Genomic DNA, 24,859 nt, shown 5'->3' on the forward strand with positions numbered 1-24,859 from the left:
CCGCCCCCGGCCGGACACCGGGCGGTGCCGTGCCCGCCCCAGGCAGCCCCCGGCGGCCCCCGGCAGCCCTCTGCGAGGACACCGCGGTCAGCCGATGTCCTCCGGATCGATGCGGACCCACACCGGTGCGCCCTCCCGGCGGGCGAGCCGAGCGGCCCGTGCCGTCCGCAGGGCCGCGGCGAGCGCGGCCCCACCACCCGGCGGCACCCGCACCAGGGCCCGCTCCCACCGTTCGCCCGGGGGCGCGGAGCCGGGCCGCCGGGGACGTCCGGGGTCGGTGGGCGGCAGCGGCACCGGCCCCAGCACCTCGGCGCCGGGCGGCAGATCGGCCGATGCCAGCAGATCGGCGACGGCCTCGGGCGGCCCCGTCACCGCCGCCATCCGGGACACCGGCGGGAAGCCCAGCTCGGCGCGCTCGGCCAGTTCGCGCCGGGCGTGCCCGGCCGGATCCCAGCGCACCAGCGCCTGGACCGGCCGCAGCGTCGGCTCGGCCATGACGACCACCCGTCCGCCCTCGGTGTGGGGACGCACCAGCGCGGCGGCGCCCAGCCAGCGGCGCAGCGCCTCCTCGGCCGCCCGCAGATCGGGGCGGGAGAGCAGCGCCCAACCGTCCAACAGCAGCGCCGCCGCGTAACCGGGCCCCTCGGCGACCGGTTCGGCCCCCGGGGTGCTGACCACCAGCACGGGCCGTTCGGGGACGGTGTCCAGCACGTGGTCCCGCCCGGAGGTGCGCACGGGAACGGACGGGAAGGCGCGGCCGAGTTCCTCGGCCGTGCGGCGGGCGCCGAAGACCCGGCCTCTCAGCCTCGTCGCCCCGCACTCCGCGCAGCGCCACGCGGGCTCCGCCCGACCGCACCAGCCGCAGCCGGGCGGGGCGTCACCGCCGGCGGCCTCCAGCGGGCCCGCACAGTGGGCACAGCGCGCGGGTTCGCGGCACCCCGCGCAGGCCAGCCGGGGTACGTAGCCGCGCCGGGGCACCTGCACCAGGACGGGGCCCAGCGCCAGGGCCTCGCGCACGGTGCTCCAGGCGAGGGTGGGCAGGCGGGCGGCGCGCGCGGCGGGATCCCGGGCCTCGTCGCCGTCGCCGACCGTGCGGACCAGGGGGGCCGCCGCGCGCACCGCGTCCCGGTCGGCGACCAGCGGGCGGGCCCAGCCGGTCTCGACGAGTCGGGCGGCCTCCACGGTGCGGCCGTGCGCGCCCGCCAGGAAGCCGCACCCCTCGCGGGCGGCGCGCAGCAGCAGCACCTCACGGGCGTGGGGCATCGGCTCGTGGGGATCGCGGTGGCTGGAGTCGCCGTCGTCCCAGATCGCGACGAGTCCCGGATCGCGCACGGGCGCGAACATCGCCGCGCGGGTGCCGACGACGCAGCGCACCGTGCCGCGGTTGACGGCGAGCCAGCGACGGTAGCGCGCCTCCGCCCCGGCGTCGGCGGTGAGCAGGACGTGCCGGTCCTCACCGATCAGGGCGGTGAGGGCGGCGTCCACTCGGGCGGCGGCCCGTCCGTCGGGCAGGACGGCCAGCGCGCCGCGGCCGGAGGCCAGGGCGGCGACCAGGGCGCGGGCCAGCTCGTCGGGCCAGTGCGGTCCGGGCAGGGCCGTCCACACCGCGCGGGGCGCCTCCCCCGCGGCGAGCGCCCGCAGGAAGCCGGGGCCCTCGGGATAGCGCGCCCACGGGCCCGGGGCGGGCGGGCTCGGTGGAGGGGGAGGCGCACTCCGCGCGTCGCCCCCCTTCTCCGCGCGGGCCCTGCGCGGTGGCACGGCCAACTGGACGATGTCGGCCAGCGCTCCGGCGTAGCGGTCGGCGACGGCCCGGCACAACCGCAGCAGCTCGGGGGTGAGGACCGGCTCCGGGGAGAGCACCTGGGCGATGGGGGCGAGGACGCCGGGGAAGTCGGACTCCGCGCACCGTTCGACGACGAAGCCGTTGACCAGCCCGCCGCCCTCCCGGCGCCCGCCCCGCTCGCCCGCTCCGAAGCGCACCCGCACCCGCGCCCCGGGCCGGGCCTCGGCGTCCATGGCGGCGGGTACGGCGTAGTCGAAGAGTCGGTCGAGGTGGAGCAGCCCCTTGTCGACCAGTACGCGGGCCACCGGATCGCGCGGGGCGAGTTCGGCACCGCGCCAGGTGCGCGGGCGGGCGCGGGGCGGCTTGGCCCGACGGACCGTCTCACGGATCAGCGCGAGTTGCTCGCCCCCCGGCGCCCCCTCGGCCGGGGGCCTGTCGGCCCGCCCGTTCTCGCTGCTCACAGCCTCCAGTCCTACCAGAGCCCACCGACACGGCCCGGTCGCCCCGCTGTGGGGTGGCCGGGCCGGTCGGCGGTTCCGGGCGTCACAGCCCTGCGGCGGCGCGCAGGGCGTCGGTGCGGTCGGTGCGCTCCCAGGTGAAGTCCGGCAGCTCCCGGCCGAAGTGACCGTAGGCGGCGGTCTGTGCGTAGATCGGGCGCAGCAGTTCCAGATCGCGGATGATGGCGGCCGGCCGCAGGTCGAAGACCTGGCCGATGGCCCGCTCGATCCGCTCGGGATCGACGGTGGCCGTGCCGAAGGTCTCCACGAACAGGCCCACCGGCTCGGCCTTGCCGATCGCGTAGGCGACCTGGACCTCACAGCGCGTGGCCAACCCGGCGGCGACCACGTTCTTGGCCACCCACCGCATCGCGTAGGCGGCCGAGCGGTCCACCTTGGAGGGATCCTTGCCGGAGAACGCGCCACCGCCGTGCCGGGCCATCCCGCCGTAGGTGTCGATGATGATCTTCCGGCCGGTCAGGCCGGCATCGCCCATCGGCCCGCCGATCTCGAACCGCCCCGTCGGGTTGACCAGCAGCCGGTAGTCGTCGGTGTCCAGCTTGATCCCGTCGGCCACCAGGCCCGCCAGCACGTGCTCGACGACGAACTCCCGGATGTCCGGGGCCAGCAGCGAGTCCAGATCGATGTCGGAGGCGTGCTGGGAGGAGACCACCACGGTGTCCAGCCGCACCGCCTTGTCGCCGTGGTACTCGATGGTCACCTGCGTCTTGCCGTCCGGACGCAGATAGGGGATGGTGCCGTTCTTGCGCACCTCGCTCAGCCGGCGCGAGAGCCGGTGGGCCAGGTGGATCGGCAGCGGCATCAGCTCCGGCGTCTCGTCGCAGGCGTAGCCGAACATCAGGCCCTGGTCGCCGGCGCCCTGCCGGTCCAGCTCGTCCTGGTCGCCCTCCACCCGGGCCTCGTAGGCGGCGTCCACTCCCTGGGCGATGTCCGGGGACTGCGCGCCGATGGAGACCGACACCCCGCACGAGGCACCGTCGAAGCCCTTCTTGGAGGAGTCGTAGCCGATCTCCAGGATCCTGCCGCGCACCAGGGTGGGGATGTCGGCGTACGCGGCGGTGGTGACCTCGCCGGCCACGTGCACCAGACCGGTGGTGATCATCGTCTCCACGGCGACCCGGGAGGCCGGGTCCTGGGCCAGGAGGGCGTCGAGGATGGTGTCGCTGATCTGGTCGGCGATCTTGTCGGGGTGACCCTCGGTCACGGACTCCGAGGTGAACAGGCGGCGGGACACATCGCTCCCTGGGTTTGCAGCGGCTGCTGGCTGACGTGGTGTACGGATCCGGTACCGGGCGGTGCCCGAGCGCGATCCGCCGCCAGTTTATCCGCAGCCCGTCACGGATGGACCAGCGCGTCTCGCACTCCGACACGCTCACGGCCTGCCACGGGGCGCGCACAGCGGGCTCGGGACCACGCCGTCCGGGGCTGTCGTCGGGCCGGGAGGGCGCGGTCGACCGCGATCGCACGCCTCTCCGGCCCGTCGTTCACCCCGCGTTCAGCCGGTGGGCGACCTCGTCCCACACCGTGTCGGCGAGGGCTTCCTTGGGGCCGTGTGGCACGGGCGTCTCGCTGCCGTCCGCGCCCAGGACGACGGCCTCGTTCTCCGTCGAGCCGAAGGTCTTCTCCTCCCCCACCTCGTTGACGACCAACAGGTCGCACCCCTTCCGGGCGAGCTTGGCACGGCCGTTGACCAGGACGTCGTCGGTCTCGGCGGCGAATCCGACGACCACCTGTCCGGGACGGGGGCGCGTCGAGGAGAGCTCGGCGAGGACATCGGGGTTGCGGACCAGCTCGACGGGCTCCGGCTCCTGTCCGTCCCGTTTCTTGATCTTCCCCTGGGCGTAGCGGGCGGGCCGGAAGTCGGCCACGGCGGCGGCCATGACCACCGCGTCCGCGTCCGCCGCGGCCTTCAGCACGGCCTCGCGGAGCTGGACGGCCGTACCCACCCGCACCACGTCCGCGCCGGCGGGGTCGGGCAGGGCGGTGTTGGCGGCGACCAGGGTCACCCGGGCGCCGCGCGCCACCGCGGTGCGCGCCAGCGCGTACCCCTGGCGCCCGGAGGAACGGTTGCCCAGGAAGCGCACCGGGTCCAGTGGTTCCCGGGTGCCGCCCGCGCTGACCACGACGTGCCGTCCGGCCAGGTCCCGCTCCCCTCCGGTGCCGCGGGCCAGCACCCGGCGGCAGACCTCGAAGATCTCGCCGGGCTCGGGCAGCCGGCCCTTGCCGGTGTCCTTGCCGGTCAGTCGTCCGACGGCGGGCTCGACGACGACCGCGCCGCGACGGCGCAGGGTGGCCACGTTCTCGACGGTGGCGGGATGCTCCCACATCTCGGTGTGCATGGCGGGTGCGAAGACCACCGGGCACCGTGCGGTGAGCAGGGTGTTGGTCAGCAGGTCGTCGGCGAGGCCGTGGGCGGCCCTGGCCAGGATGTCGGCGGTGGCCGGCGCGACGACGACCAGGTCCGCCTCCTGACCGATGCGAACGTGCGGGACCTCCTGGACGTCCTCCCAGACCCCGGTCGCGACGGGGTGGCCCGACAGCGCCGCCCAGGTGGGCTCGCCGACGAACCTCAGCGCCGAGGCGGTCGGCACCACCCGCACGTCGTGACCGGACTCCGTCAGCCGTCTCAGCACCTCGCACGCCTTGTAGGCGGCGATCCCGCCGCTGACCCCCAGGACCACCCTGGGCTTGTCGGACCTGTCCATCGTTCGTCTCTCCCCGACTCCGGGACCGCCCGCCCCACCCGCGCGGAGCGCGACGGCCGTCTTCCTTCCCCATGACACACCACGGGCCCGGCAGCGCGGCTGCCGGGCCCGTGACGGTGTCGCCGGTGTCCCGCGGACACCGGCGGTGGACTCACTGCGCCGGGGTGTCGATGGCCTCGGAGGTCAACAGACCCGCGTTGATCTCGCGGAGGGCGATCGACAGCGGCTTCTCGTGGACGTGGGTGTCCACCAGCGGGCCGACGTACTCCAGCAGGCCCTCGCCGAGCTGCGAGTAGTAGGCGTTGATCTGACGCGCGCGCTTGGCGGCGTAGATCACCAGGCTGTACTTCGAGTCGGTGGCTTCGAGCAGCTCATCGATCGGCGGGTTGATGATGCCCTCGGGCGTGGTGATGGAAGAGGACACGCTCTACCTTCCGCTGCGGTGGACAATACGGGCGGTGATCCGACAGCGCCCCGGAAGGCCGGGGGCCTGCCGCCGGTGCCCCGGAGCCCGGTGGCTGCTGTCCGGCGGTACGGCGACGATCACGAAACCTTCATCAAGGCTAGCAGCTCTCGGCTGACCTCCTCGACGGAGGTGTTGACCAGGGTCACGTCGAACTCCGGTTCGGCCGCCAGCTCGACCTTGGCCGCCTCCAGCCGCCGTTCGACGACCTCGGGGGACTCGGTGCCGCGACCGGTGAGCCGGCGGACCAGCTCGTCCCAGCTGGGCGGGGCGAGGAAGACGAGCCGGGCCTCGGGCATCGACTCGCGCACCAGGCGCGCCCCCTGGAGGTCGATCTCCAACAGCACCGGGTCCCCCGCCGCCAGCCGTTCCAGCACGGCCCGCCGGGGCGTCCCGTAGCGGTTGCCGGCGAACTCCGCCCACTCCAGCAGTTCGCCGTTGGCGACCAGCTTGTCGAACTCCTCGTCGTCCACGAAGAAGTACTGGACGCCGTGCTGCTCGCCGGGGCGCGGGCGGCGGGTGGTGGCGGAGACCGAGAGCCAGATCTCCGGATGGACCTTGCGCAGATGAGCGACGACCGTGCTCTTGCCGACCCCGGAGGGGCCGGAGAGCACGGTCAGCCGCGGACGTTCACTCATACGGCGATTATCCCGGTTCCCAGGAGCGCCCGGAAACGTCAGGCGGAGCCGCCGCCGAACTCCCGCTCCAGGGAGGCGATCTGGTTGGATCCCAGACCGCGCACCCGGCGGCTCTCGGAGATGCCGAGCCGCTCCATGATCTGGCGGGCCCGGACCTTGCCGACGCCGGGCAGGGACTCCAGGAGGGCGGAGACCTTCATCTTGCCGATGACCTCGTTCTCCTGGCCCTGCTTGATGACCTCGTGGAGCGAGGCGCCGGAGTGCTTCAGTCGGTTCTTGACCTCGGCGCGCTCCCGGCGAGCCGCGGCGGCCTTCTCGAGCGCGGCTGCGCGCTGTTCAGGGGTAAGGGGCGGAAGAGCCACGCCTACGTCACCTCGGATGTAGAACTGGTCGGATACGGATCGGTGAGGAACCTAGTGGCCCCGCACCTGCGGAGCAAAGAGCAACACGTCCCCTGGAACCTCCCCGGCCCGGCTGCCCCGGGCCCGGCCCCCCGGGCTTGGGAGGACCCCGCGCCCGGCGCTACGACCTGGGAAGACCCCAGAAGTTCGCGGCTCTCTCGTCGGAGACTAGCGGCCTTGGACGCCAGAGTCAGCGAGAACAGACGAAAAGTCCAGGTCAGACTTCAGTCCACCTGGACATATGCTGACAAAAAGAACACCCTGTGGGGAGTGAGGGCCGGATTTCCCCTCCGAAACGCCCCGCCGCCCGACCATGGAGACCCCATCCCACCGGAGGTCCAGGTTCCGCCCGGTGCGGCGAACGGGACGGCGGAGCCGGGCGGACCGAACCGCACGGGGCGCCCCGGAACCCCGACCGAACCCGGCCCGGAGCCCCGGGATCAGCCCAGGACCTCCCGGATGCGGTCGACCTCCCGCGCCGCGGACTCGCGCAGTCCCGCCGGCGAGGGGCCGTGCCCCAGCACCCCCCTGCTGATGGACGGCACGACGTCGCGCACCGCGTCACCGAAGACCCTCGGCAGGTCCTCCGCGCCGGCCCCCTGCGCCCCCAGTCCGGGTGCCAGCAGCGGGCCGTTCACCGACAGATCGACGCCGGCCTCCGCCAGCGTCGCGCCCACCACGGCGCCCACCGATCCCAGCGGTTCCGCCCCGGCGTTCTCCCGAGCGATGTGGTCCAGCACCGTCTGCGCCACCGACACGCCTCCGGCCGCCGTGGCCCGCTGCACCTGGCCACCCTCGGGGTTGGAGGTGAGCGCCAGCACGAAGACGCCCGCCCCGGCCGCCTTCGCCGCGTCCAGGGCCGGCCGCAGCGAGCCGAAGCCCAGGTAGGGGCTGACGGTCACCGCGTCGGAGAACAACGGACTGCCCGGTTCGAGATAGGCGGCGGCGTAGGCGGCCATGGTCGAGCCGATGTCGCCGCGCTTGGCGTCGGTGAGCACCAACGCACCGGCCGAGCGCGCGTCGGCGATCGCCCGCTCCAGCACGGCGACACCGCGCGAACCGAAGCGCTCGAAGAAGGCCGACTGCGGCTTGAGGACGGCCACCCGATCGGCGAGGGCGTCCACGACCGTGCGCGTGAACCGCTCCAAGCCCGCCACGTCGTCGTCCAGCCCCCAGGAGGCGAGCAGTGACGCGTGCGGATCGATGCCCACGCACAGCGGGCCGCGGGCGTCCATGGCGCGGCGCAGCCGGGCGCCGAACGGCTCGGGGGACGACGAGCCCGGGGAGGCGGTCGGGGAGGCGGGACTGCTGCTCATCGTGAGGTCACCTTCCTGGTGTCGGCGCCGACGGCCTCGGCGAGGGTGGCGTACGGGCTCGCGGCCAGCCGCGCGGCCAGACCCCGGTGGACGCGGCGGCACCACAGCGGCCCCTCGTAGACGAAGGCGCTGTAGCCCTGGACGAGGGTGGCGCCGGCCAGGACGCGCTCCCACACGTCGTCGGCGGTGCGCACCCCGCCGACCCCGATCAGGGTGACGCGGTCGCCGACGCGGGCGTACAACCGGCGCAGCACCTCCAGCGAGCGCTCCTTCAGCGGGGCTCCGGACAGGCCGCCCGCGCCGACGGCCTCGATCTCGGCGCGGTCGGTGGTCAGACCGAGCCCGTCGCGGGCGATGGTGGTGTTGGTGGCGATGATGCCGTCCAGCCCCAGTTCGACGGCGAGGTCGGCGACGGCGTCGACGTCCTCGTCGGCCAGGTCCGGGGCGATCTTGACCAGCAGGGGAACGCGCCGGTCGGGCACCGCGGCGTCGGCGGCGGATCGCACGGCCGTCAGCAGCGGACGCAGGTGCTCGGTGGCCTGGAGGTTCCGCAGTCCGGGCGTGTTGGGCGAGGAGACGTTGACGACGAGGTAGTCCGCGTGCGGGGCCAGCCGCCGGGCGGAGGTCGCGTAGTCGTCGGCGGCCTCGCTCTCGGGTGTGACCTTCGTCTTGCCGATGTTGACGCCGACGGTGGCGGGGAAGACGGCGCGGCGCTTCGCGAGGCGGGCCGCCACCGCGGCGGACCCCTCGTTGTTGAAGCCCATGCGGTTGACCAGCGCCCGGTCGGCGACCAGGCGGAACAGCCGCGGCGTGGGGTTGCCGGATTGGGCGTGCGCGGTGACGGTGCCGATCTCGACGTGGTCGAAGCCGAGCATGGTGAGGCCGTCGATGCCGACGGCGTTCTTGTCGAAGCCGGCGGCCAGTCCGAAGGGGCCGCGCATCCGCAGGCCGAGGGCCTCGGTGGCCAGGGCACGCCGCTGGGACCGGCTCGGGGCGAGGAGGGCCGCGACGAGGGAGCGCAGCCCGGGGACGCGGGCGACCAGCCGGATCAGGGCGAATCCGAGGTGGTGCGCCCGCTCGGGGTCGAGGCGTTTGAGGAGCAGGCTGAACAGCAGGGGGTACATGCGGGTCTTCCGGGCGGCGGGACGGGGCTTCGGCGAGGTCCGTCGGGGTCTCGTGGCGGCGCGTGGCGAGGGGGACACCGGATCCTTCCGGTGTCCCCCTCGCGTGTCACTCCCCGCGGGCGGCGGTGAGGTGTTCGGCGTGTTCCTGGAGGGAGCGGACGCCGACCTCCCCGCGTGAGGTGGCGTCGATGCCTTGGACGGCGGCGGCCAGGGCCTGGACGGTGGTCAGGCAGGGCACCGCGCGGGCGACGGCGGCGGTGCGGATATCGTAGCCGTCCAGCCGGCCGCCGGTGCCGTAGGGGGTGTTGACGATGAGGTCGACCTCGCCGTCGTGGATGAGTTGGACGATGGTCTTCTCGCCGTTGGGTCCGGTGCCCTCGCTCTGCTTGCGCACCACGGTGGCGTCGATGCCGTTGCGGCGCAGCACCTCGGCGGTGCCGGAGGTGGCCAGCAGTTCGAAGCCCAGGGCGACCAGCTCGCGGGCCGGGAAGATCAGCGAGCGTTTGTCCCGGTTGGCGACCGAGACGAAGGCGCGGCCCTTGGTGGGCAGCGCGCCGTAGGCCCCGGCCTGGGACTTGGCGTAGGCGGTGCCGAAGGCGGTGTCGATGCCCATCACCTCGCCGGTGGAGCGCATCTCCGGGCCCAGCACGGTGTCCACGCCGCGGCCGTGGACGTCGCGGAAGCGGCTCCAGGGCAGCACGGCCTCCTTGACCGAGATCGGCGCGTCCAGCGGCAGGGTGCCGCCGTCGCCGGAGGCGGGCAGCATGCCCTCGGCGCGCAGCTCGGCGATGGTGGCGCCCAGCGAGATGCGGGCGGCGGCCTTGGCCAGGGGGACGGCGGTGGCCTTGGAGGTGAAGGGGACGGTGCGCGAGGCGCGCGGGTTGGCCTCCAGCACGTAGAGGATGTCGCCGGCCAGCGCGAACTGGATGTTGATCAGTCCGCGCACCCCCACCCCGCGGGCGATGGCCTCGGTGGAGGCCCGCAGCCGTTTGATGTCGTGGCCGCCCAGGGTGATGGGGGGCAGCGCGCAGGCGGAGTCGCCGGAGTGGATGCCGGCCTCCTCGATGTGTTCCATCACGCCGCCGAGGTAGAGCTCGTGGCCGTCGTAGAGGGCGTCGACGTCGATCTCGACGGCGTCGTCGAGGAAACGGTCGACCAGCACCGGCCGGGAGGGGCCGATCTCGGTCGACTCGGCGATGTACGCCTCCAGCCGGGACTCGTCGTAGACGATCTCCATGCCGCGGCCGCCCAGCACGTAGGAGGGGCGGACCATGACCGGGTAGCCGATCCCGGCGGCGATCTCCTTGGCCTCGGCGAAGGTGGTGGCGGTGCCGTACTTGGGCGCGGGCAGCCCGGCCGCGGCCAGGACCCGGCCGAAGGCACCGCGGTCCTCGGCGGCGTGGATGGCCTCCGGGGAGGTGCCCACGATGGGCACGCCGTTGTCCTTGAGCGCCTGGGCCAGCCCCAGGGGGGTCTGGCCGCCGAGCTGGACGATCACACCGGCGACGGGGCCGGCCTGCGTCTCGGCGTGGACGACCTCCAGCACGTCCTCCAGGGTGAGCGGCTCGAAGTAGAGCCGGTCGGAGGTGTCGTAGTCGGTGGAGACGGTCTCGGGGTTGCAGTTGACCATCACCGTCTCATAGCCCGCCTCGCGCAGCGCGAAGGAGGCGTGGACGCAGGAGTAGTCGAACTCGACGCCCTGGCCGATGCGGTTGGGCCCCGACCCCAGGATGATCACCGCGGGCTTCTCGCGCGGGGCGACCTCGCTCTCCTGGTCGTAGGAGGAGTAGAAGTACGGGGTCCTCGCGGCGAATTCGGCGGCGCAGGTGTCGACGGTCTTGTAGACCGGCCGCACCCCCAGGGTGTGGCGGACCTCGCGCACGACGTCCTCGCGCAGCCCGCGGATCGCGGCGATCTGGGCGTCGCAGAAGCCGTGCCGCTTGGCCTCGGCCAGCACCTGGGGGTCGAGGCGGTCGGCGGCGGCCAGCTCGTCGGCGATCTCCTTGATCAGGAACAGCTGGTCGACGAACCAGGGATCGATCTTCGTGGCCTCGAAGACCTCCTCGGGGCTCGCGCCGGCTCGGATGGCGTCCATGACGGTGTTGATCCGGCCGTCGGTGGGACGCCGGGCGGCGGCCAGCAACTCCTCCTTCTCCCCCACCGGGGAGGCGAAGTCGAACTGACTGCCGGCCTTCTCCAGCGAGCGCAGCGCCTTGTTCAGCGCCTCGGGGAAGTTGCGGCCGATGGCCATCGCCTCACCCACCGACTTCATGGTGGTGGTCAAGGTGGAGTCGGCGCCGGGGAACTTCTCGAACGCGAACCGCGGAACCTTGACCACCACATAGTCCAAGGTCGGCTCGAAGGAGGCCGGGGTCTGCTCGGTGATGTCGTTGGGAATCTCGTCCAGGGTGTAGCCCACCGCCAGCTTGGCGGCGATCTTGGCGATCGGGAAACCGGTGGCCTTGGACGCCAACGCCGAGGAGCGCGAGACCCGCGGATTCATCTCGATCACGATGACCCGGCCGTCGACGGGATTGACGGCGAACTGGATGTTGCAGCCACCGGTGTCCACCCCCACCTCGCGGATCACCGCGATGCCGACATCCCGCAACACCTGGTACTCGCGGTCGGTCAGCGTCATCGCCGGGGCCACGGTGATGGAGTCACCGGTGTGCACCCCCATCGGGTCGAAGTTCTCGATGGAGCAGACCACCACGACGTTGTCGTTGCGGTCGCGCATCAGCTCCAGCTCGTACTCCTTCCACCCCAGGATCGACTCCTCCAACAACACCTCGGTGGTCGGCGAGAGCGCCAGGCCCTGCCCGGCGATGCGGCGCAGCTCGGCCTCGTCGTGAGCGAAACCGGAACCGGCACCCCCCATGGTGAACGAGGGACGCACCACCACCGGATAGCCGCCCAGCTCCTCCACCCCCGCCAGAACCTCCTCCATGGAGTGGCAGATCACCGACCGGGCGGACTCGCCGTGACCGATCTTCGCCCGGACCTCGGCCACGACCTCCTTGAACCGGTCACGGTCCTCGCCCTTGCGGATCGCCTCGACATTGGCGCCGATCAACTCCACCCCGTACTCGGCCAAAGTGCCGTCCTCGTGCAGAGAGATCGCGGTGTTCAACGCCGTCTGGCCGCCCAACGTGGCCAACAACGCATCGGGACGCTCCCGGGCGATGATCCTCTCCACGAACTCCGGAGTGATCGGCTCCACATACGTGGCATCGGCGATCTCCGGATCGGTCATGATCGTGGCGGGATTGGAGTTGACCAGGATCACCCGCATCCCCTCGGCCTTGAGGACACGACACGCCTGGGTGCCGGAGTAGTCGAACTCGGCCGCCTGCCCGATCACGATCGGACCGGAGCCGATGACCAGGACGGACTGGATATCGGTGCGCTTAGGCACGCTGGCCCTCCATCAGGGAGACGAAGCGGTCGAACAGGTAGGCGGCGTCGTGCGGACCGGCCGCCGCCTCGGGGTGGTACTGAACACTGAAGGCGGGCCGGTCGAGCAGGCGCAGCCCCTCGACCACGCCGTCGTTGAGGCAGACGTGGGAGACCTCGGCCCGGCCGTAGGGGGTGTCGCTGGGCGCGCCCACGGGGGCGTCCACGGCGAAACCGTGATTGTGCGCGGTGACCTCCACCCGACCGGTGAGGCGGTCCTGCACCGGCTGGTTGATGCCCCGGTGGCCGTACTTCAACTTGTAGGTGCCGAAGCCGAGCGCACGGCCCAGGACCTGATTGCCGAAACAGATACCGAACAACGGCGTGGACCGCTCCAGGACGGAGCGCATGACGGAGACGGGACGGTCCGCGGCCGCGGGGTCGCCCGGACCGTTGGAGAAGAACACCCCATCCGGATCGACCGCGTAGACGTCCTCGACCGTCGCCGTCGCCGGCAACACGTGCACCTCGATACCACGCTCGGCCATCCGCCGCGGCGTCATCCCCTTGATCCCCAGATCCACCGCCGCCACCGTGAACCGCTTGGCGCCGACGGCGGGAACCACATACGGCTCGGCGGTGGCGACCTCGGCGGCGAGGTCGGCCCCGACCATCTCGGGGGCGGTACGCACCCGGGCCAGCAGGGACGCCTCGTCGGCGAGCGCCTCACCGGAGAAGATCCCCACCCGCATCGCCCCACGCTCACGCAGATGCCGGGTCAGCGCCCGGGTGTCGACACCACAGATGCCGACCACCCCCTGGGCGACCAACTCCTCGTCCAACGTGCGCACCGAACGCCAACTGGAAGGCACCCGGGCCGGATCACGCACCACATACCCGGCCACCCAGATCCGCCCCGACTCCGGGTCCTCGTCGTTGACGCCGGTGTTGCCGATATGCGGAGCGGTCATCACCACCACCTGACGGTGGTAGGACGGATCGGTCAACGTCTCCTGGTAACCGGTCATCCCGGTGGAGAACACCGCCTCGCCCAGGGTCTCGCCCACCGCCCCGTAGGCGCGGCCACGGAAGATACGGCCGTCTTCCAGGACGAGTACGGCGGGCACCCTCGCGGCTGTGCGGGTGGAGGTCGTCATCGTGCGCCTTCCTCGTGGTGCGTGGTGGTGGCAGCGTCACTGGTGCCGTGTGGTCTGTCTGTGGTGTCCGCGCCGCCGGGGTCCCCGTTCGCGGACGTCTCCCGGACGGCGTCCCGCCAGGCGGTGTGCTCGGCGGCGCGGTCGAAACGGAAGCCGGAGTCCAGCAGCCTCCCGCCGTGCTCCCAGGTGATCACCAGCAGGCCGTCCTCGGTGAGGACCTTGCCGGCGATGCCCTTGTCGAGCCGGGCGTCGCGCAGCCGGTCGGCGGGGATGAAGAAGTCCGTGGCCCCGGGCCGTGACACGTCCACGCCGTGCTCGGTGAGGGTGAGCTCGACGCGGCTGCGGGTGCCCAGGCCGTGGGCGACGATCCGGTCGAGCCACTGCCCGGCCGTGGTGGTGCCGTGGTAGCGGCCGGTCGCGGTCAGTCGCGGCTCGCCGGGGTCGGCGGGTGCCTGCGGAAGTTCGGGCAGGTCGGACTGGAGGACGGCACGCCACTTCCAGCCCTCCCGCATCAGCCAGTACAGCAGCGCGACGACCAGCAGCATGCCGATGACCCAGGCGATCCGGGGCGCCCAGTCCGTCACCTGTTGCGACTGGGGTTCCGCGGTGTACCGGATGGCGAGTGACGCCGGTGAGATGTTCATACGAGCTTTCCGTCCCTGACTGTCGCCCTGCCCCGCAGGAAGGTGTGCGTGACGCGGCCCGGCAGCTCGCGGCCCTGATAGGGGGTGTTGCGGCTACGGGACGCGAAGCGAGCGGAATCCACCGTTCCACGGTAGGACGGATCGACCAGGACGAGGTTGGCGGGCTCACCTGCCGAGATGGGCCGCCCCTGGCCGGTCAGCCGGCCGATGGCCGCGGGCCGGAAGGACATCCGCTCGGCGACACCGGCCCAGTCCAGCAGTCCGGTGTCGACCATGGTGTGTTGGACGACGGAGAGAGCGGTCTCCAGGCCCAGCATCCCCATGGCGGCCGCGCCCCACTCGCAGTCCTTGTCCTCGTGGGGGTGCGGGGCGTGGTCGGTGGCCACGCAGTCGATGGTGCCGTCGGCCAGCGCCTCGCGCAGGGCCATGACGTCGGCCTCGGTGCGCAGCGGCGGGTTCACCTTGTAGACCGGGTCGTAGGAGCGCACCAGCTCGTCGGTGAGCAGCAGGTGGTGCGGGGTGACCTCGGCGGTGACGTTCCACCCCTTGGCCTTGGCCCAGCGCACGATCTCCACCGATCCGGCGGTGGACAGGTGGCAGATGTGCAGCCGGGAGCCGACGTGCGCGGCCAGCAGCACGTCGCGGGCGATGATCGCCTCCTCGGCGACGGCGGGCCAGCCGCCCAGTCCCAGTTCGGCGGAGACCACGCCCTCGTTCATCTGCGCGCCCTCGGTGAGCCTCGGCTCCTGGGCGTGCTGGGCGATGACGCCGTCGAAGGCTTTGACGTACTCCAGCGCACGGCGCATGATCACCGCGTCGTCCACGCACTTGCCGTCGTCGGAGAAGACCCGCACGGAGGCGGCCGAGTCGTGCATCGCGCCCAGCTCGGCGAGCTGCTTGCCCTCCAGGCCGACGGTGACGGCGCCGACGGGCTGCACGTCGCAGTAGCCGGACTCCCTCCCCAGCCGCCAGACCTGCTCCACCACGCCGGCGGTGTCGGCGACGGGGAAGGTGTTGGCCATCGCGTGGACGGCGGTGTAGCCGCCGGCCGCGGCGGCGCGGGTACCGGTCAGGACGGTCTCGGAGTCCTCGCGGCCGGGCTCGCGCAGATGGGTGTGGAGGTCGACCAGCCCCGGCAGCAGGACCTGCCCGTCGGCCTCGACGACCCGGGCCCCCTCGGCGCTCGGCCCGGTGCCGATCTCGGCGACGGTGCCGTTGTCGATCAGGACGTCCCGTACCTCGCCGCCGAGGATCCGCGCTCCGCGGATGAGGGTCCGGCCGGTGTTCTCTTCGGTGGTCGTCACACGTTCTCCTCGGTGCGGGTGGTGGTTCCGGCGGCGGTGGGCGCGGGGACGCTGACGGCGGGCTCCGCGCCGCCCAGCAGCAGGTAGAGGACCGCCATCCGGATGGTGACGCCGCCCGCGACCTGCTCCACGGCGGTGCAGCGGTCGGAGTCGGCGACCTCGGCGGTGATCTCCATGCCGCGGTTCATCGGTCCGGGGTGCATCACGACCGCGTGCTCGGGCATCCGCGCCATCCGGTCGCCGTCCAGGCCGTAGCGGCGGGCGTACTCGCGCTCGGTGGGGAAGAACGCGGCGTTCATCCGCTCGCGCTGGACGCGCAGCATCATCACGGCGTCGGACTTGGGCAGTACCGCGTCCAGGTCGTAGGAGACCTCGCACGGCCACCTCTCGGCTCCCAGGGGCACCAGGGTGGGTGGGGCGACCAGGGTGACCTCGGCCCCGAGCGTGGTGAGCAGGTGCACGTTGGAACGGGCGACGCGGCTGTGCAGGATGTCGCCGACGACGGTGACCCGGCGCCCGGACAGGTCCCGCCCCGCTCCCCCGTCGCTCCCGCCGACCAGGCGGCGACGCAGGGTGAAGGCGTCCAGCAGGGCCTGGGTGGGGTGCTCGTGGGTGCCGTCACCGGCGTTGACGACCGAGCCGCCGATCCAGCCGGAGGTGGCCAGGCGGTGCGGGGCGCCGGAGTCGTGGTGCCGGATGACGACGGCGTCGGCGCCCATCGCCTCCAGGGTCAGGGCGGTGTCCTTGAGGGATTCGCCCTTGGAGACCGACGAGCCCTTCGCGGAGAAGTTGATGACGTCGGCGGAGAGCCGCTTGGCCGCTGCCTCGAAGGAGATGCGGGTGCGGGTGGAGTCCTCGAAGAAGAGGTTGACGACGGTGCGGCCGCGCAGGGTCGGCAGCTTCCTGATCGTCCGGTCGGCGACCCGGGCCAGCTCCTCGGCGGTGTCCAGGATCAGGACGGCGTCGTCGCGGGTGAGGTCGGCGGCCGAGATGAGGTGGCGCTTCATCTGTTGCCTTCCGTGGGTGGTGGGCGTGACGGGGCGGTCGGGCGGCCTTCCGACGCGCGGGAACGGGCACCCGGGTACGGGCTCGTGGGCACACGGGCCCGAGGCCGTGGGGTTCCGGGCGCGTCGGAGCGGTGGGCGGACCGGCGGTGGGCGGGCCGTCGAGCCGGGTTACCGCTCGCCGGCCGGGGCGGTCTCGTGGCCGCCCAGGAGCACGCCGTCGCGGCCGTCCTCCTCGGTGAGCTGGACCTTGACCGTCTCCCGCAGCGAGGTGGGGAGGTTCTTGCCGACGTAGTCGGCGCGGATCGGCAACTGACGGTGGCCGCGGTCGACGAGGACCGCGAGCTGCACGGCGCGGGGACGGCCGATGTCGTTCATCGCGTCGAGGGCGGCGCGGATGGTACGGCCGGAGAAGAGCACGTCGTCGACCAGGACGACCAACCGGCCGTCGATGCCCTCGGCGGGGATGTCGGTGCGGGCCAGGGCGCGGGCCGGGCCCATGCGCAGGTCGTCGCGGTACATGGTGATGTCGAGGGAGCCGACCGGTTGCGGTCGTGAGGTGATTCCCTCCAGCTTGGCCGCCAGCCGCCGGGCCAGGTGGACGCCGCGGGTGGGGATGCCGAGGAGCACCACGTCGTCGGCGCCCTTGGCGCGTTCGACGATCTCGTGGGCGATGCGGGTCAGGACCCGCGCGATGTCCGGTGCCTCCAGTACGGGCCGGACCTGGGCAGAGCTGTCTCCGTCCATGCCGTGCATGGGAAACGGACCTCCTTCCCCGCCTCACGGGACGGGCCTTAAAGGACGTCGATCGGTGCGCTGTCAACCGTACCAGGCCCCGCTCGCGCCCCGGCCGGGGGGAGCCGTGTGGGACCGTGCGGGGCCGTGCGGGGGATGCGTCGGAAAGGCGCGCCGGACGTGATCGCGCGGGACCGCGCCCCCGGCGCACCCCCGGTATGGATCGTCCGGCTTGACGCCGGACATTACGCTGCGTAACATCACAATGAGTTACGAAGACGTCCCCCGGGGAGCCACATGTCCAGCGAATACGCCAAACAGCTCGGAGCCAAGCTCCGCGCCATCCGCACCCAGCAGGGCCTCTCCCTCCACGGTGTCGAGGAGAAGTCGCAGGGCCGTTGGAAGGCGGTCGTGGTCGGTTCGTACGAGCGCGGCGACCGCGCCGTGACCGTACAGCGGCTGGCCGAGCTGGCGGACTTCTACGGCGTCCCGGTGCAGGAGCTCCTGCCCGGCAGCACGCCGGGCGGAGCCGCCGAGCCGCCGCCGAAGCTCGTTCTGGATCTGGAGCGGCTGGCCCACGTCCCCTCCGAGAAGGCAGGCCCTCTGCAGCGGTACGCCGCGACGATCCAGAGCCAGCGCGGCGACTACAACGGCAAGGTGCTGTCGATCCGGCAGGACGACCTGCGCACCCTCGCCGTCATCTACGACCAGTCCCCGTCGGTGCTGACCGAGCAGCTCATCAGCTGGGGCGTGCTGGACGCCGACGCGCGCCGCGCGGTCCAGCACGAGGACGCCTGAGAGCCCCGGCGGCCCCTCTCTCCGGTCTCTCCGGTCTCTCCGGTGGTTCTTGCCGGAGGGCTCCCACCGGACGCCCGTAGGCCGTCCGGAACGGGAACGGAGCCGCAGAAACGTACCGCCGCCGGTCCGTCCCGTCCCCCAGCGGGGCCGGCCCGGCGGTGGCAGCGAGTTCCCGGGCGACGACATGGCGAGGGCCCGGGACACCGTCCCGGGCCCTCGCCATGTCGTCGCCCGGATTCCGGGCCACCGTCGCTCAGGCACGCCTCAGCGACGGCTTGAGCTCCTTCAACCGGCCCAGGAGACCGTTGACGAAGGTCGGGGAGTCGTCGGTGGAGAACTCCTTGGCGAGCTGCACCGCCTCGTCGATCACCACCGCGTCGGGGACCTCGTCCTCCCAGACCAGCTCATAGGCGCCGAGCCGGAGGAGGCTGCGGTCCACCGCGGGCATCCGGTCCAGCGTCCAGCCCACGGCGTAGGTGGCGATCAACTCGTCGATCCGCTCCGCGCGTTCCGCGTATCCCTCGACCAGTTGCATCGTGTACTCGCCGACCGGCGGCTGCCGCTCGTCGGTCCGCGCGTGCCGGATCCAGTCCGCCAGCACGGCCGTCACCGCGCTGCCGCGCTGGTCGGCCTCGAACAGGATCTGAAAGGCGCGCTTGCGGGCCTTGCTACGGGCAGCCACGATCAGTTGTTCACCCGACCGAGGTACTCACCGGAACGGGTGTCGACCTTGATCTTCTCACCGGTGGTGATGAAGAGCGGGACGCCGATCTCGTAGCCCGTCTCCAGCTTGGCGGGCTTGGTGCCGCCGGTGGAGCGGTCGCCCTGGACGCCCGGCTCGGTGTACTCGATGACCAGCTCGACCGCGGCCGGAAGCTCGATGTACAGCGGGTTGCCCTCGTAGACGGCGACCGTGCACTCCTGTCCCTCCAGCAGGTAGTTGGCGGCGTCGCCGACGACCTCCGGAGTGATCTGCATCTGGTCGAAGGTCTGGGTGTCCATGAAGACGAAGTCGGAACCGTCCTTGTACGAGAACTGCATGCCCCGCTTGTCGACGGTGGCCGTCTCGACCTTGGTGCCGGCGTTGAAGGTCTTGTCGACCACCTTGCCGGAGAGCACGTTCTTGAGCTTGGTGCGGACGAAGGCGCCGCCCTTGCCGGGCTTGACGTGCTGGAACTCGACAACGGACCAGAGCTGGCCCCCGTCGAGCTTGAGCACCATGCCGTTCTTGAGGTCGTTCGTGGTGGCCACGGTCGCGGAATCTCCTGAGACTGCTGCTGCGGACGGACCCGGAACCGCGCCCCGCGTCACAGGGCGAGCAGTTCCTTGGTCGTGATGGTGAGTAGCTCCGGTCCGCCGTCCGCCTGCGGGCGGACGACGAGCGTGTCGCCGATCCGGACGCCGCCCCGACCCGGGAGGTGGACCCCCGGTTCGACGGTGACCGGTACGCAAGCGTCCAGTTTACCCATGGCGGCGGGCGACAGCCGAGGGTCCTCTCCGATTTCCAGTCCCACCCCGTGTCCGGTGCCGGTTTCCAGCAGCTCCCCGTATCCGGCCCCCTCCAGCGGCTGGCGGGCCGCCCGATCGACCTCCCGGTACTCCACGCCCGGGGCCAGCGCCTCCCGTCCGGCGCGTTGAGCGGCGAAGACCAGTTCGTACAGCTCGATCTGCCAGTCGGCCGGAGCGGGGCCGATCACGAAGGTCCGGCCGATCTGGCAGCGGTAGCCGCGGTAGCGGGCGCCCAGCCGCACGGTGAGGAAGTCGCCCTCCTCCACCCTCCGGTCGGTGGGGCGGTGGCCGGTCCGGCCGGAGTTCCGGCCGGTGGCGACGGAGGTCGGGAAGGCCGGGCCGTCGGCCCCGTGGTCCATCAGGCGCCGCTCCAGTTCCAGCGCCAGGTGGCGTTCGGTGCGTCCGACCAGGATGGACTCCAACAGCTCGCCCAGGGCCTGGTCGGTGATCTCCGCGGCGGTCCGCAGCGCGGCCAGCTCCTCCTCGTCCTTGACCAGCCGCTGTTGCTCCACCGCGCGGCCCAGGTCGATCAGGCGCAGCCCGGGCGCGGCCGAGGCCAGGGCCCGGTGCCGGGCGACGGTGAGGTCGTGCTCCTCCACCGCCAGCGCCGCGACGCTCCGTGAGGCGGCCAGTTCCGCGGCGGCCACCGCCGCGTCCGCGGTGCCCCCGGGGAGGACGACGCGGCGCAGCCCGTCGGTGCCCCCGAGCGGGTCCGCCCGTGTGTCGACGGCCGTTCCGGACGGGCTCAGCAGCGTGTCGTGGCCGTCCGCGCCGAGCAACAGGACGGCGCCGGGAGCGGAACAGCCGGTCAGATAACGGACGTTGAAGGAACGGGAGACCAGGGCGGCCTCGTTGCCCGCCGTCGGCCGGCGGTCGCGCAGTCGGGAACGGCGGGCAGCGTGCACCTCGGACATGGCTCCGAGCCTACGCACCGGGGCGCACGGGGGCGCTCCGACACGTCCGGACGGGCGTCGCGCGCCCCCACCGGCTGTCCGGAGCCCCGGCCCACCCCCACCGGTCGCCGACTACCAGGCGGGCGGGCTGGTGAGGCTGCGGGCCACGGCCTCGTCCAGCAGTCGGGCGGTGGTCGCCACGTCCTGGCGGGAGTTGTCGATGATCGGCAGCCCGGAGCCGTACCAACCCGCCATCCGACCGTGGATGCGGGCCACCTCCTCGTCGGACAGCCGCCGGTTTCCGGTGCGCTCGGCGTTGCGCTCCAGCACGACCTCCAGGCCGGGCAGCAGCACGACGGGGATCAGACCGGGGCCGACGTGGCGCTTCCAACCACCGAGGCCGACCACGGGCCGGTCGGGGAAGACCGCGTCGTCCAGGATGCAGGAGATGCCGTTGGCCAGGAAGTTGCGGGCGGCGAAACCGCAGGTGCGGCGGGCGAGACGGTACTGCGCCTCGGAGTGCTCGTTCCAACCGGCCTGCGGGTCGGCGAAGCCCGAGCGGACCCACTCGCGGACGTCGTCGAGGCTGATGTGCGCGGTGGGCACACGGCGGGTGTCGGCCCAGTGGCGGGCGACGGTCGTCTTGCCCGCACCGGCCGGTCCGATCAGCAGGACGGCGACGGCAGCGGTGTGCGCGGCCTCCACGGTGACGGGCTCGGCGGCCCGGCCGAGCGTATCGGCCCTCTGCACCGGAGCTCCGGGGGGCAACCTGAGGTGTCCGGTGGCGTCCGGGGACCGCCGCGGGGGCGCCGGGGTGGGTGCGGACGCGGGCGGGGCCGAGGCGGGAGGGGGCGCGGGGGCGGCGGGCGGGGGAGGCGGAAGGGGCGGCGCCTGGCCGGGGTCGTGGCGACCCGGACGGTGGGAGGGCGGCGGGGGCGCCTGGGGATGGGGCTGAGGGTGCGGCGGTTGTCCGTGGACGTGGCCCTGGGAGGAGCCCGAGGGCGGGACGGGCCGCTGCGTCCCGTACTGCTGCATCCGGTCCCAACTCCGTTTCCGTACGGGTGTCCTGCGCCGTTCCGGTGGGCTCGGGCGGTGTCACCTCGCCTGTCGGTACCGAACCGTACCCTCCCCGGCCTGTTCGATGTGAACGGCCGGGGAGTCCGGATGGTGCCCCGCGGTCGCTCAGCCCGCGAGGTCGTCCGCGAGGGCGCGCAGGGCCAGCTCGTAGGAGCCGATGCCGAAGCCCGCGACCGTGCCCGAGGCCACGGCCGCCACGACCGAGGTGTGGCGGAACTCCTCGCGGGCGTACGGGTTGGAGATGTGCACCTCGACCAGCGGCGCGGTGCGCTGGGCGGCGGCGTCGCGCATTCCGTAGGAGTAGTGGGTGAAGGCGCCGGGGTTGAGGACGACCGGGATCGAACCGTCGGCCGCCTCGTGCAGCCAGCGGATCATCTCGCCCTCGTCGTTGGTCTCGCGGACCTCCACCTCCAGGCCCAGTTCCTTCCCGAGCGCCGTGCACCGCTGGACCAGCCCGGCGTAGGAGGTGGAGCCGTACACGTCGGGCTCGCGGGAGCCGAGGCGGCCGAGGTTGGGCCCGTTGAGGACGAGCGTCTTCCGCGGGCCGGCGGCGCTCACGCGGCGATCTCCGCGTGCGCGGCGAGCAGCATCGCCGGATCCGGCCCTTCCAGGACGGTGGGCTTGGCCAGGCCGTCCAGGACGATGAAGCGCAGTCGGTCGCCGCGGGTCTTCTTGTCGACCTTCATCGTCTCCAGCAGCTTGGGCCACTGGTCGCCGCGGTAGGTGACGGGCAGGCCGACCGCCTCCAGGACCGTGCGGTGGCGGTCGGCGGTGGCGTCGTCCAGCCGGCCCGCGATGCGGCCGAGTTCGGCGGCGAAGACCATGCCGACGGAGACGGCCGCGCCGTGCCGCCAGTTGTAGCGCTCGTTCTTCTCGATGGCGTGGGCGAGGGTGTGCCCGTAGTTGAGGATCTCCCGCAGCCCCGACTCCTTCAGGTCGGAGGAGACCACGTTCGCCTTGACCCGGATGGAGCGCTCGATCAGCTCCGCGGTGTGCGGGCCGTCGGGGCGGCGCGCGGCCTGCGGATCGGCCTCGATCAGGTCGAGGATGGTCGGGTCGGCGATGAAGCCCGCCTTGACGACCTCGGCCAGGCCGCTGACGTAGTCGTGCACCGGCAGGGACTGAAGGGCCGCCAGGTCGCACAGCACCCCGGCCGGCGGATGGAAGGCCCCGACCAGGTTCTTGCCCTCGGCGGTGTTGATGCCGGTCTTGCCGCCGACCGCCGCGTCCACCATGCCCAGCACGGTGGTGGGCACCGCGATCCAGCGCACCCCGCGCAGCCAGGTGGCGGCGACGAAGCCGGCCAGGTCGGTGGTCGCTCCCCCGCCGACGCCGACGATGACGTCGGTGCGGGTGAAACCGGACTGCCCCAGCGCCTTCCAGCAGTAGGCCGCGACCTCGGCGGTCTTGGCCTCCTCGGCGTTGGGAACCTGGATGGCGACGGCCTCGAAGCCCTGCTCGGCCAGGTCCTCGCGCAGCACCTCACCGGTCTCGGTCAGTGCCTCGGGGTGGATCACGGCGACGCGTCGGACGTCGGCGCCGATCAGCTCCGGCAGCTCGCCCAGGAGTTGTCGCCCGACGAGGACGTCGTACGGTGCGGTACCGGCGCTGCCGCCGACGGTGATGCGGGTGGGGGATTCGGTACTCATACGTCGCTCACGTGTCCTTCGGGTCGAGTGCGTCCAAGACCGCCTGCGCGGTCTGCTGCGGATCACGGCCACCGGTATCGACGACCACACGCGCCACCTCCTCGTACAACGGACGACGCCGCTCCATCAACATGCGCCACTGCTGCCGAGGATTGACCGCCAACAAAGGCCGCGGAGCATCCAACCCGACCCGCCGGACCGCGTCCGCGAGCGGCACGTCCAAGAACACCACCGGCAACCCGGCCAGCAGCCCGCGGGTGTCCGGATCCATCACGGCGCCACCACCGAGCGAGACCACCCCGTCATGCCCGGTCAAAGCCGCACGCACGACCCGCCGCTCCACCTCCCGGAACCACTCCTCACCCTCCTGGACGAAGATCTCCGCAACAGGCCTGCCCACCGCGGCCTCGATGTCCGCATCGGTGTCACGCAACCCCACCCCCAACCGCCGAGCGACAAGAGCACCCACGGTGGACTTGCCCGCACCCGGCGGCCCCACCAAAACCACGACCGGCCCCGACCCGGCCCTCACCGGATCTCCAACCCGTCAAGGTAACCGGCCACATTACGGCGGGTCTCGGCCACATTGTCACCACCGAACTTCTCCGCCACCGCATCGGCCAACACCAACGCCACCATCGCCTCGGCCACGATGCCCGCGGCCGGCACCGCGCACACATCCGACCGCTGATGATGGGCCCGAGCAGGCTCACCGGTGCCGACATCCACGGTCGCCAACGCCCGCGGCACCGTGGCGATGGGCTTCATCGCCGCCCGCACCCGCAACAACTCACCGGTCGACAACCCACCCTCCGTCCCCCCCGACCGCCCCGAGGAGCGACGGATACCCTCCCCGGTGGCAACGATCTCGTCGTGCGCCTCCGACCCGGGCACCCGAGCCAACTCGAAACCATCGCCGACCTCCACCCCCTTGATCGCCTGGATCCCCATCAACGCCCCGGCCAACCGGGCATCGAGCCGACGATCCCAGTGCACATGAGAGCCCAGACCGACCGGCACACCATGAGCGACGACCTCGACCACACCACCGAGGGTGTCACCGTCCTTGTGCGCGGCATCGATCACCTCCACCATCGCCCGACTCGCCTCGGCGTCCAGACAACGGACCGGATCGGCATCCAACCGCGCCACGTCCCCCGGCACCGGCACCAACCCGGCCGGAGCCCCCACACCGCCCAGCTCCACGACATGGCTGACGATCTCGACACCGGCCGCCTCCCGCAGATAGGAGCGCGCCACCGCCCCCAACGCCACCCGCGCCGCGGTCTCCCGCGCCGAGGCCCGCTCCAGGATCGGCCGCGCATCCCCCACCCCGTACTTCTGCATACCGGCCAGATCCGCGTGACCGGGACGAGGACGAGTCAAGGGCGCGTTACGCGCCAACTCGGCCAACTCGGCCGCATCGACCGGATCGGCCGCCATGACCTTCTCCCACTTGGGCCACTCGGTATTGCCGATCATGACCGCGACCGGCGACCCCAGGGTCAGACCGTGCCGGACCCCACCGAGGAAGGTGACCTCGTCACGCTCGAACTTCATCCGCGCGCCACGCCCGTACCCCAACCGGCGCCGCGCCAACGCGTCCGCCACCATGCCGGTGGTGACCGGCACACCGAACGGCAGCCCCTCCAACGTCGCCACCAACGCGGGACCATGCGACTCCCCCGCGGTCAGCCAACGCAACCTGCTCACCTGTGCTCCTCAGTCCGGGCCCTTACGTCCTG

23 protein-coding genes are annotated in these 24,859 nt (G+C 72.5%); 1 reads left to right on the top strand and 22 read right to left on the bottom strand.

What is annotated here, in order from left to right; translation table 11 throughout:
• Positions 1–87 precede the first annotated feature (87 nt).
• From F0L17_RS03255 to pyrR, 14 genes are all read right to left on the bottom strand, one after another.
• A complete protein-coding gene (locus F0L17_RS03255; protein ID WP_162465717.1) occupies positions 88–2,244 on the bottom strand; it encodes a primosomal protein N' in 2,157 nt (718 codons plus the stop codon).
• Positions 2,245–2,326: 82 nt separating this feature from the next.
• A complete protein-coding gene (gene metK / locus F0L17_RS03260) occupies positions 2,327–3,535 on the bottom strand; it encodes a methionine adenosyltransferase (RefSeq protein ID WP_162465718.1) in 1,209 nt (402 codons plus the stop codon).
• Positions 3,536–3,785: 250 nt separating this feature from the next.
• Positions 3,786–5,006: a bifunctional phosphopantothenoylcysteine decarboxylase/phosphopantothenate--cysteine ligase CoaBC gene (coaBC, locus tag F0L17_RS03265; RefSeq protein WP_155069890.1), complete on the bottom strand. Its 1,221-nt coding sequence runs from the start codon at positions 5,004–5,006 to the stop codon at positions 3,786–3,788.
• A 151-nt stretch (positions 5,007–5,157) separates the two neighbouring features.
• Positions 5,158–5,430, bottom strand: coding sequence for a DNA-directed RNA polymerase subunit omega (gene rpoZ / locus F0L17_RS03270; RefSeq protein WP_162465719.1), 273 nt, complete (start codon positions 5,428–5,430; stop codon positions 5,158–5,160).
• Between the two features lie 119 nt (positions 5,431–5,549).
• Positions 5,550–6,107 (bottom strand): guanylate kinase, encoded by a 558-nt coding sequence (gmk, locus tag F0L17_RS03275; protein WP_155069891.1) that lies wholly within the window; start codon positions 6,105–6,107, stop codon positions 5,550–5,552.
• Between the two features lie 38 nt (positions 6,108–6,145).
• A complete protein-coding gene (locus F0L17_RS03280) occupies positions 6,146–6,469 on the bottom strand; it encodes an integration host factor (protein WP_162465720.1) in 324 nt (107 codons plus the stop codon).
• 479 nt (positions 6,470–6,948) lie between these two features.
• Positions 6,949–7,824, bottom strand: coding sequence for an orotidine-5'-phosphate decarboxylase (pyrF, locus tag F0L17_RS03285; RefSeq protein ID WP_155069892.1), 876 nt, complete (start codon positions 7,822–7,824; stop codon positions 6,949–6,951).
• A complete protein-coding gene (locus F0L17_RS03290; RefSeq protein ID WP_155069893.1) occupies positions 7,821–8,948 on the bottom strand; it encodes a quinone-dependent dihydroorotate dehydrogenase in 1,128 nt (375 codons plus the stop codon). The genes pyrF and F0L17_RS03290 overlap by 4 nt, the downstream gene beginning before the upstream one ends.
• Before the next feature lie 106 nt (positions 8,949–9,054).
• Positions 9,055–12,366, bottom strand: a complete 3,312-nt coding sequence (gene carB, locus F0L17_RS03295; protein WP_162465721.1) for a carbamoyl-phosphate synthase large subunit — start codon at positions 12,364–12,366, stop codon at positions 9,055–9,057.
• Positions 12,359–13,501, bottom strand: a complete 1,143-nt coding sequence (carA, locus tag F0L17_RS03300) for a glutamine-hydrolyzing carbamoyl-phosphate synthase small subunit (protein ID WP_155069894.1) — start codon at positions 13,499–13,501, stop codon at positions 12,359–12,361. The genes carB and carA overlap by 8 nt, the downstream gene beginning before the upstream one ends.
• Positions 13,498–14,145 carry a PH-like domain-containing protein gene (locus F0L17_RS03305; RefSeq protein WP_155069895.1) on the bottom strand — a complete coding sequence of 216 codons (648 nt, stop codon included), beginning with the start codon at positions 14,143–14,145 and terminating at the stop codon, positions 13,498–13,500. The genes carA and F0L17_RS03305 overlap by 4 nt, the downstream gene beginning before the upstream one ends.
• Positions 14,142–15,449, bottom strand: a complete 1,308-nt coding sequence (locus F0L17_RS03310) for a dihydroorotase (RefSeq protein ID WP_162465722.1) — start codon at positions 15,447–15,449, stop codon at positions 14,142–14,144. The genes F0L17_RS03305 and F0L17_RS03310 overlap by 4 nt, the downstream gene beginning before the upstream one ends.
• Positions 15,446–16,456: an aspartate carbamoyltransferase catalytic subunit gene (locus tag F0L17_RS03315; protein WP_155069896.1), complete on the bottom strand. Its 1,011-nt coding sequence runs from the start codon at positions 16,454–16,456 to the stop codon at positions 15,446–15,448. Before F0L17_RS03315 ends, F0L17_RS03310 begins: the two co-directional genes overlap by 4 nt.
• A gap of 168 nt (positions 16,457–16,624) precedes the next feature.
• Positions 16,625–17,200, bottom strand: a complete 576-nt coding sequence (gene pyrR / locus F0L17_RS03320; protein WP_155073086.1) for a bifunctional pyr operon transcriptional regulator/uracil phosphoribosyltransferase PyrR — start codon at positions 17,198–17,200, stop codon at positions 16,625–16,627.
• Positions 17,201–17,485: 285 nt separating this feature from the next.
• Between pyrR and bldD the strand changes: the two genes are divergently transcribed.
• Positions 17,486–17,986: a transcriptional regulator BldD gene (gene bldD / locus F0L17_RS03325; RefSeq protein WP_155069897.1), complete on the top strand. Its 501-nt coding sequence runs from the start codon at positions 17,486–17,488 to the stop codon at positions 17,984–17,986.
• A gap of 253 nt (positions 17,987–18,239) precedes the next feature.
• Here the strand turns inward: bldD and nusB are convergent, their stop codons facing one another.
• The 8 genes from nusB to aroC form a co-directional block, all read right to left on the bottom strand.
• On the bottom strand, positions 18,240–18,668 hold the full coding sequence (gene nusB, locus F0L17_RS03330; protein ID WP_162465723.1) for a transcription antitermination factor NusB: 429 nt from the start codon (positions 18,666–18,668) through the stop codon (positions 18,240–18,242).
• Positions 18,669–18,670: 2 nt separating this feature from the next.
• The gene (gene efp / locus F0L17_RS03335; protein WP_162465724.1) at positions 18,671–19,237 is read right to left on the bottom strand and encodes an elongation factor P; all 567 of its coding nucleotides are present in this window, start codon (positions 19,235–19,237) and stop codon (positions 18,671–18,673) included.
• A gap of 56 nt (positions 19,238–19,293) precedes the next feature.
• On the bottom strand, positions 19,294–20,409 hold the full coding sequence (locus F0L17_RS03340; protein ID WP_155069899.1) for an aminopeptidase P family protein: 1,116 nt from the start codon (positions 20,407–20,409) through the stop codon (positions 19,294–19,296).
• 111 nt (positions 20,410–20,520) lie between these two features.
• Positions 20,521–21,423 carry an AAA family ATPase gene (locus tag F0L17_RS03345; RefSeq protein WP_155069900.1) on the bottom strand — a complete coding sequence of 301 codons (903 nt, stop codon included), beginning with the start codon at positions 21,421–21,423 and terminating at the stop codon, positions 20,521–20,523.
• Between the two features lie 147 nt (positions 21,424–21,570).
• On the bottom strand, positions 21,571–22,023 hold the full coding sequence (aroQ, locus tag F0L17_RS03350; RefSeq protein ID WP_162465725.1) for a type II 3-dehydroquinate dehydratase: 453 nt from the start codon (positions 22,021–22,023) through the stop codon (positions 21,571–21,573).
• Entirely contained in the window at positions 22,020–23,114 is a 1,095-nt protein-coding gene (gene aroB, locus F0L17_RS03355; RefSeq protein ID WP_155069901.1) for a 3-dehydroquinate synthase, read from the bottom strand. The genes aroQ and aroB overlap by 4 nt, the downstream gene beginning before the upstream one ends.
• 7 nt (positions 23,115–23,121) lie before the next feature.
• On the bottom strand, positions 23,122–23,646 hold the full coding sequence (locus F0L17_RS03360; protein WP_162465702.1) for a shikimate kinase: 525 nt from the start codon (positions 23,644–23,646) through the stop codon (positions 23,122–23,124).
• Positions 23,643–24,827, bottom strand: a complete 1,185-nt coding sequence (gene aroC / locus F0L17_RS03365; RefSeq protein ID WP_162465726.1) for a chorismate synthase — start codon at positions 24,825–24,827, stop codon at positions 23,643–23,645. The genes F0L17_RS03360 and aroC overlap by 4 nt, the downstream gene beginning before the upstream one ends.
• Between the last annotated feature and the right edge of the window lie 32 nt (positions 24,828–24,859).

Origin of the sequence: Streptomyces taklimakanensis, assembly GCF_009709575.1 — a bacterium.
Taxonomy (GTDB): domain Bacteria; phylum Actinomycetota; class Actinomycetes; order Streptomycetales; family Streptomycetaceae; genus Streptomyces; species Streptomyces taklimakanensis.

Excerpts from the sequence above, each read along its gene's own strand:
- coaBC (WP_155069890.1), bottom strand. The coding sequence starts at position 5,006 with ATGGACAGGTCCGACAAGCCCAGGGTGGTCCTGGGGGTCAGCGGCGGG.
- gmk (WP_155069891.1), bottom strand. The coding sequence starts at position 6,107 with ATGAGTGAACGTCCGCGGCTGACCGTGCTCTCCGGCCCCTCCGGGGTC.
- pyrF (WP_155069892.1), bottom strand. The coding sequence starts at position 7,824 with ATGAGCAGCAGTCCCGCCTCCCCGACCGCCTCCCCGGGCTCGTCGTCC.
- F0L17_RS03290 (WP_155069893.1), bottom strand. The coding sequence starts at position 8,948 with ATGTACCCCCTGCTGTTCAGCCTGCTCCTCAAACGCCTCGACCCCGAG.
- carA (WP_155069894.1), bottom strand. The coding sequence starts at position 13,501 with ATGACGACCTCCACCCGCACAGCCGCGAGGGTGCCCGCCGTACTCGTC.
- F0L17_RS03305 (WP_155069895.1), bottom strand. The coding sequence starts at position 14,145 with ATGAACATCTCACCGGCGTCACTCGCCATCCGGTACACCGCGGAACCC.
- F0L17_RS03315 (WP_155069896.1), bottom strand. The coding sequence starts at position 16,456 with ATGAAGCGCCACCTCATCTCGGCCGCCGACCTCACCCGCGACGACGCC.
- pyrR (WP_155073086.1), bottom strand. The coding sequence starts at position 17,200 with ATGGACGGAGACAGCTCTGCCCAGGTCCGGCCCGTACTGGAGGCACCG.
- bldD (WP_155069897.1), top strand. The coding sequence starts at position 17,486 with ATGTCCAGCGAATACGCCAAACAGCTCGGAGCCAAGCTCCGCGCCATC.
- F0L17_RS03340 (WP_155069899.1), bottom strand. The coding sequence starts at position 20,409 with ATGTCCGAGGTGCACGCTGCCCGCCGTTCCCGACTGCGCGACCGCCGG.
- F0L17_RS03345 (WP_155069900.1), bottom strand. The coding sequence starts at position 21,423 with ATGCAGCAGTACGGGACGCAGCGGCCCGTCCCGCCCTCGGGCTCCTCC.
- aroB (WP_155069901.1), bottom strand. The coding sequence starts at position 23,114 with ATGAGTACCGAATCCCCCACCCGCATCACCGTCGGCGGCAGCGCCGGT.